This window comes from Dyella sp. (assembly GCF_035486915.1).
Lineage (GTDB): Bacteria > Pseudomonadota > Gammaproteobacteria > Xanthomonadales > Rhodanobacteraceae > Dyella_B.
Window position 1 is genome coordinate 1 of record NZ_DATHMR010000205.1, and the last position, 2,338, is coordinate 2,338.

Sequence of the window (2,338 nt, forward strand, 5' to 3'; positions counted from 1 at the left end):
AATCCCGTACGCGAGGTCGTACACCGGCGCCATCTGGCCGTTCCCGGCGTCGACGACGTCCATCATCCCTTTGTCGCCCTTCGCCTTGATAGTCGCCTGCCCGTCGGCGATGCACTTTTTCACGCACGTCACGATTTGCGCCTTCGTTTTCAGCTCATCGCGCTTCGGATCGTCTGCATAGCGCGGTTTTTTCCCATCCACCGGGTCCGTGAAGTAATACATCGATGCGGCAGCGTGAATCAGTTGCGCCGCAAACGTGCGCTGCGCTGGCGTCGGCTTGAATTCATACTTATCTTCGGGAAAATCCTCGGCCATTGCGGTCAGCTTGCGGCCGATGTCGTTCCATTGATCGAGCACCAGTTCAGAGGCACCCTTGGCCGCCGGCGCGGGCTTTGCGGCAGCCTCACCCGACCCCGCGCCACCTGTCGTCGCGACCGATGGCAACGCCATGACAGCAAGACACGTACAAACTGCGAGCCCCAAGGTCAAAATCGTCCGTCTCATCGATGCTCTCCCTTCGATTTGCACACCCAGAAATCGTTGATTCCAGACTGCATCCGCTTTTGACGCACGAACCCGGATAAGGAATGGCGGCTGACATCCGACGTACAGGCCGCACGGCGTTCATCTTACGCATGGCGGCTGGCCGCGTCACGAAATTACCGGTGCGGCACGTCGGGCTTGCCCTTCCAACAGCCCAACGCCCCGACATGCTAAAATAAAGGGTGATTAGAAATGTGAGCTTGGCGTGAATTGGAGCTGGTTTGCCCTCCGTGGCCTTATAGCCTTGGCGGTCCTTGTAACGATCTTTCTCTCCCAGCGATTCTGGTTTCGCGCGATCTGGCGAACTACCGGCCGATGGAGTGTGAGCTGGCTACGGATCGGAGCGCGTGCATTGTACTGCTTCGCCCTGGTGGCGGTGATTGCCGCTATCGCAGGTGGTCTGCGTATGGGCTCGCACGGTCACTTGAAACAAAAAGAAGCGTTCCTCGTTATTTTCGCGGGACTTTGGTTTTCGAGCGCGTTGTTCGCATTTTTTGCGGTTGAGATCGTGCACGGCGTTGAGCATCTCTGGAATTGGTATCGCAAGGGTAAGGCGAAGACCTCTTCGGTTGCCGCGCCTACCGCCGGTGCTGTGGCAGGGACTTCCGGTTCGGCTGAGGTTTCTGCGCCTTATCATTCCATCGGGGAGCGCCTGGCCGATCCTTCTCGCCGGTATTTCTTCCGTGCGGCCAGCGTGCTGGCTGGAGCGGCTCCGTTTGCGGGAGCTGTGTATGGATTTGCCGCCGAACGCTTGAACTATCACGTCCGCCGCATCGAAATTCCCATCGCAAACCTGCCGCCGGCGATCGACGGCATGAAGATCGCGCAGATCAGCGACATCCACATGAGCGCGTTCATGAGCCGGGCGGCCGTTCGCCGCGCGGTGGACATGACGAACGAGCTCGGCTCCGACCTGACGGTGGTCACAGGCGACCTGATCACGGGCGCGCACGATCCTATCGCGGAGTGCGTCGAAGAGGTTAGCCGGCTACATGCTCCGCTCGGTGTCTGGGGCTGCAACGGCAACCATGAGATCTATGCGGATGCCGAGGAGCTTGCGGAAGAGCTTTTTGCGCAGCACGGCATGAAGATGCTGCGGCAGGAAAACGCAGTCCTCGAATATCGGGGGGCAAAGTTCAATTTGATTGGGGTCGATTACCAGCGCGAGCGCAATCTCAATGGCCATCGCACGCAGATGCTTTCGAACCTGGAGCCGCTGATTCACCGCGACATGCCGAATATTTTGCTGTCGCACAATCCGAACAGCTTTGATCGAGCGGCGGAACTTGGCGTCGAGCTTTCGCTGGCCGGGCACACGCATGGCGGGCAGATTCAGGTGGAGATTCTGGATCACCGGCTGACGCCGGCGCGGTTTATTTCGGATTACATTGCGGGGCTGTTTGAGCGGCCGATGTTCATGCCGTCGCGCAAGGTGATGGTGCAGGCTGAGCCGGATGCGCCTGCGGGAGTGCCGAGCCAGAACGCGTCGCGGCTTTATGTGAATCGCGGGCTGGGGACGGTTGGCGCGCCGGTTCGCCTTGGAGTGCCGCCAGAGATTTCGCTCATCGTGTTGCGCCGCGCCTGACGGCGCATCCTATCGACACATCCAATCGAGTCGACGCATCCTATCGGGGCGATTTGCCATCCATCTTTGCGTGCCTCGCATGTTGCCGCGGCGTTACTCCTGTGTTGCGCCCAGATGTTAATTCGTGCACAGGCCGCTGAGACCTATGGACGAATCACGCAGGCTGGTACACACTCAAACTTCTGCATGCTGTCCCAGCAGGTGCCTTGA

General features: G+C 59.5%; 2 protein-coding genes. One reads left to right on the forward strand and one right to left on the reverse strand.

The window, feature by feature from the left end:
• The coding region (locus tag VK725_RS17225; protein WP_325319293.1) for a hypothetical protein at positions 1 to 504 on the reverse strand (504 nt) is incomplete at its 3' end.
• A 391-nt stretch (positions 505 to 895) separates the two neighbouring features.
• Between VK725_RS17225 and VK725_RS17230 the strand changes: the two genes are divergently transcribed.
• Positions 896 to 2,128 carry a metallophosphoesterase gene (locus tag VK725_RS17230; protein WP_325319294.1) on the forward strand — a complete coding sequence of 411 codons (1,233 nt, stop codon included), beginning with the start codon at positions 896 to 898 and terminating at the stop codon, positions 2,126 to 2,128.
• Positions 2,129 to 2,338: the final 210 nt, after the last annotated feature.